The organism is Streptomyces ardesiacus, from assembly GCF_003112575.1.
GTDB lineage: Bacteria > Actinomycetota > Actinomycetes > Streptomycetales > Streptomycetaceae > Streptomyces > Streptomyces ardesiacus.
On the sequence record NZ_BEWC01000022.1, the window covers coordinates 1 to 5,175 of the forward strand.

Annotated in this window: 1 protein-coding gene and 1 pseudogene; both read left to right on the forward strand. The window is 72.9% G+C overall.

Annotated features, from left to right (window positions below):
- Positions 1-1,055, forward strand: a 1,055-nt coding sequence (locus Sdi02f_RS35460) for a beta-ketoacyl reductase (protein WP_159107709.1), incomplete at its 5' end; no start/stop codon positions are given.
- 34 nt (positions 1,056-1,089) lie between these two features.
- A pseudogene (locus tag Sdi02f_RS35465) lies at positions 1,090-5,175 on the forward strand (type I polyketide synthase); the annotation flags it as partial.

Sequence of the window (5,175 nt, forward strand, 5' to 3'; positions counted from 1 at the left end):
CCGCGTTTGTGTTGTTTTCTTCGGTGGCGGGGGTGTTGGGGTCGCCGGGGCAGGCGAGTTATGCGGCGGCGAATGCGTTCATGGATGCGTTTGCTGTGTATCGGCGGGGGTTGGGTCTGCCGGCGCAGTCGTTGGCCTGGGGGCTGTGGAGCAGCGAGGCCGGCGGCATGGGTGCGGGGCTCGCCGGATCGGACGTCCGGCGTATCTCCGGTACGGGCATGGGGACGCTCAGCGTGGCCGAGGGGCTGGCACTGTTCGACGCGGCGATCGGGCGGAGCGAACCGCTCCTGCTCCCCTTCCCCCTCGATGCCGCCGCTCTGCGCGAAGCCGGAGACCACGCGCCTCCGCTCCTGAGTGGCCTCGTCGCCGGTACCGCACCCGTGACGAGGGCCGTGGCCGCGCAAGGCGAATCCGGAAGTGACCTGCGGGAGACCCTTCGGGCTTTGCCTGGCGAGGAGCGCGAGTCGGCGGTGCTCGCCCTGGTCCGTTCCGAGGTGGCGACACTCCTCGGGCACACGGACGCGGACGCGGTCGCACCGGATCGGGCGTTCAGCGAACTCGGCTTCGACAGCCTGGCCTCGGTGGGCCTGCGTAACCGGCTCACCCTCGTCACCGGCCTGCGGCTGCCCGCCACGCTCGTCTTCGACCACCCCAACGCCCGTGCTCTGAGCGTCTACCTGGCCGCCGAGCTCGCTCCCGACGACGAAGCGGATCAGGGCGACGGGGACGAGCACGGCACCGAGGCGGAGATCCGCGAAATCCTCCGCACCATCCCCCTGGCCAGGCTCCGCGAGGCAGGACTCATCGAGAGCCTCCTGGAACTCGCCGACGCCGCCGGCCCCTCCGACCAGGGGAACGACTACGGGCCAGGAGCCGAACCGGCTCCCACCCTGATCGACGAAATCGACGGCATGGACGCCGACAGGCTCATCAGCCTGGCGCTTCAAGGCAGCGCGTCCGGCCACGACACCGAACATCCCGAGTATCCCGACGGCCACGACGGCCGGCACCCGGGCGCCGGTCACACCGGCGACGACACGACGCGAGAGATTTGAGGGCGCAGTGAACAACTCCGACCAGAAGGTGCTTGACGCCCTCCGTGTGTCGCTCAAGGAGACCGAGCGGCTGCGGGAACAGAACCGACAGCTCACGGCCGCATCCCACGAGCCGATCGCGATCGTCGGCATGGCCTGCCGGTTCCCCGGAGGCGTCGGATCGCCCGAGGACCTGTGGCAGCTCGCGGCCGAGGGCGGGGACGGCGTCGGGCCGTTCCCGGAGGACCGGGGCTGGGACCTGGACCGGCTCTACGACCCCGAGGGCGAGCGGCCCGGCACGAGCTACATCCGCGAGGGCGGATTCCTGCACGGCGCGACCGGGTTCGACGCCGACTTCTTCGGGATCAGCCCCCGCGAGGCGCTGTTGATGGACCCGCAGCAGCGCCTGCTCCTGGAGACGACGTGGGAGGCCACCGAACGCGCGGGCATCGACCCGGTGGCCCTCAAGGGCAGCCCCACCGGTGTCTTCGCCGGCGTCATGTACCACAACTACCCCGGCAGCTACGGTTCTTCCGGCGTCCTCTCCGGCCGGATCGCCTACACCTTCGGTCTCGAAGGGCCGGCGGTGACCATCGACACGGCGTGCTCGTCGTCCCTGGTCGCGTTGCACCAGGCGGTCCAGGCGCTGCGGCAGGGCGAGTGCTCGCTCGCGTTCGCGGGCGGGGTGACCGTGATGTCCACCCCCCGGACCTTCGTCGAGTTCAGCGCGGACCGCACCCTCTCCAGCGACGGCCGCTGCCGGTCCTTCGCCGACTCGGCGAACGGCACCGGATGGTCCGAAGGCGTCGGCGTACTGCTCCTGGAACGTCTGTCCGACGCCCGTCGCAACGGGCACCCGGTCCTCGCCGTCGTCAGGGGCAGCGCCGTCAACCAGGACGGCGCGTCGAACGGCATGACCGCCCCCAGCGGACCGGCCCAGCAGCGGGTCATCCGCCAGGCGCTGCGCAACGCACAGCTCGCCGGCCACCAGGTCGACGCCGTGGAGGCCCACGGCACCGCCACCGCGCTCGGCGACCCGATCGAGGCGCAGGCGCTGCTCGCCACCTACGGGCAGGACCGGCCCGCCGACCGGCCGCTGTGGCTGGGCACCGTCAAGTCCAACCTCGGCCACACCCAGGCGGCGGCCGGAGTCGCCGGTGTGATCAAGTCCGTGATGAGCATCCGGCACGGCAAGCTGGCGAAGACGCTGCACGTGGACGAGCCGACCCGCGAGGTCGACTGGACCGTCGGACACGTGTCGCTCCTCACCACCGAGCAGGAGTGGCCCGCCGTCGACAGGCCACGACGGGTCGGAGTGTCCTCCTTCGGCCTCAGCGGCACCAACGCCCACGTGATCATCGAGCAGGCTCCCGAGCCCGCGCCGGCCACCGCGAGCACGCCCGCCGCCGACGAGCCCGGCCGGCCCGCGGCCCCCGTTCCGGTCCTCCTGTCCGCACGCAGCCGGCCGGCGCTGCGCGCACAGGCCGGGCGCCTCCTGGACCACCTGGCCGCCGAGCCCGACACGCGACTGCCCGAACTGGCCCGTGACCTGATCACCGCCCGGGGCACCCACGCGCACCGAGCCGTGGTCGTGGCCGCCGCGGGCGACGAACGGGGCACGCGCGACGCCCTGCGGGCCCTGGCCGACGGGCAGCCTTCGCCGACGGCCGTCGACGGACTCGCCCGGGAGTCGGCCACGGTCGCCTTCCTGTTCACGGGACAGGGCTCGCAGCGCCCCGGTATGGGCCGCGAGCTGGCCCGCACCTACCCCGCGTACGCGGAGGCGTTCGAGGCGGTGTGCGCCGCCCTCGACCCGCACCTGGCCCGGCCCCTGAGCGATGTCCTCGACGACGCCGAGGCGCTCGACCGTACCGAGTACACCCAGCCCGCGCTGTTCGCGCTCGAAGTGGCGCTGTTCCGGCTCGTGGAGTCCTGGGGGGTCAAACCCGCCTTCCTGGCCGGGCACTCCATCGGTGAACTGGCCGCCGCCCACGTCTGCGGAGTGCTCTCCCTCGACGACGCCGCGGCGCTCGTGGCCGCCAGAGGAAGGCTCATGCAGGCCCTGCCGGAGGGCGGCACGATGGTCGCCGTCGCCGCCTCGGAGGACGAGGTGGTGCCCCTGCTCGGCGAGCAGGCCGACCTCGCCGCCGTCAACGGGCCCACGTCGGTGGTGCTCTCCGGCACGGAGGCCGCCGTCACCCCCGTCGTGGAGCACTTCGCGGCACAGGGGCGGGCGACGCGGAAGCTGGCCGTCAGCCACGCCTTCCACTCCGCGCTGATGGAACCTATGCTCGCCGACTTCCGCAAGGTGGCCGAGGGCCTGGAGTACCGGGCACCTCGCATACCCCTGGTGTCGTCGGTGACCGGCGATCCGGTCACCGACGACCAGGTGTGCTCCGCGGAGTACTGGGTGCGGCACGCCCGCCAGACCGTTCGGTTCCACGACGCCGTACGCACCCTCCACGACCGCGGGGCCAACCGGTTCGTCGAGATCGGCCCCGACGGCGTCCTCACCGCCATGGCCGAGCACTGCCTCGCGGACACCGCCCAGCAGGACACCGCCCGGGACGCCGTCCTCGTGCCCGTGCTCCGCTCCGGCCGGCCCGAGCCGGAGACGGCTGTCGCGGCACTGGCCCGCCTGCACGTGCGCGGCACCTCGCCGGACTGGACCGCGTACTTCGACGCCGCCTTCGGAGCGGCAGCCGACACGGCCGGTCTGCCCGAGCGCCGCGCGGGCCTGCCGACCTATCCCTTCCAGCACGAGACGTACTGGCTGCGCGCGGCGCCCACGGACGCCGACCCCGCGTCCCTGGGCCTCGGCCTCGTCGAGCATCCGCTGCTGCGGGCGGCGACGGTCCTCGCGGACAGCGACGGCGTCGTCCTCACCGGCCGTCTGTCCGTCCGCACCCACCCCTGGCTGGCCGACCACGCCGTCGACGGAACCGTGCTGTTCCCGGGCAGCGGCTTCCTGGAGCTCGCGATCCGCGCCGGCGACCAGGTGGGCTGCGGGCGAGTGGAGGAACTCACTCTCGAAGCCCCCTTGGTGCTGCCCGAGCGCGGCGGGGTTCAGCTCCAGGTGGTCCTCGGTGCGCCGGACGACTCCGGTACCCGTGTCGTCACCATCCACGCTCGGTACGACGACGAGACGGGCGGCACTCCGTGGAGCCGCTACGCGGCGGGTGTGCTGACCCCGGCCGCGGACGGCGCGCCGCGCACCGCCCCGGCGGGCGCCGACGCCGCATGGCCCCCGGCCGGCGCCGAACCGGTCGAACTCGACGGTCTGTACGACGTGCTGGCCGCGGGCGGTCTCACCTACGGCCCGGCGTTCCAGGGCCTGTGCTCCGCCTGGCGCCACGGCGACGAGATCCTGGCCGAGGTGAGTCTGCCCGAGCGATTCCGCTCCGACGCCGACGAGTTCGCCCTGCATCCCGCACTGCTCGACGCGACGCTGCACGCGATCGGCCTGCACGGTCCGGACGACGGGGAGACCACCATCCCGTTCGCCTGGTCCGGCGTCGAACTGCACGCGACCGGTGCGTCCGCGCTGCGCGCGCGCATCCGCCGGGGGACCGGGCCGGACGCCGCCATGTCGCTGGAGATCACCGACGTCGCCGGGATTCCCGTGCTGAACGTCGGCTCCCTGTCGCTGCGGGCCCTGCCCAAGAACCGCCTCGACGCCGCACGGGCGACGGCGGACAAGGCCCCCGACGCCCTGTACCGGGTGGCCTGGCGGCAGACGACGCTCGCGCCGGCTCCGGCGGTGTCGTGGGGCGAGCTGGGTGAGGTGTTGTCGGGTGTGGGGGTGGTGCCTGATGTGGTGGTGCTGCGGGTGGGGTCGGGTGCGGAGGTGTCGGGTGAGGGTGTGCGGGATGTGGTCGGTGGTGTGCTGACGGGTGTTCAGAGGTGGTTGGGTGATGAGCGTTTGGCGGGGTCGCGGTTGGTGGTGGTGACGGAGGGCGCGGTCGACGCCGGGTCCGGGTCTGGGTCTGGGTCTGGTGAGGGTGCTGGTGTGGTGGATGTGGTGGGGGCTGCGGTGTGGGGGTTGGTGCGGTCGGTGCAGAACGAGCACCCGGGTCGTGTGGTGTTGGTGGATGGTGAGCCGGGGGCGGAGTTGTCGTCGGTGTGGGGGCGTGTGGTGGCG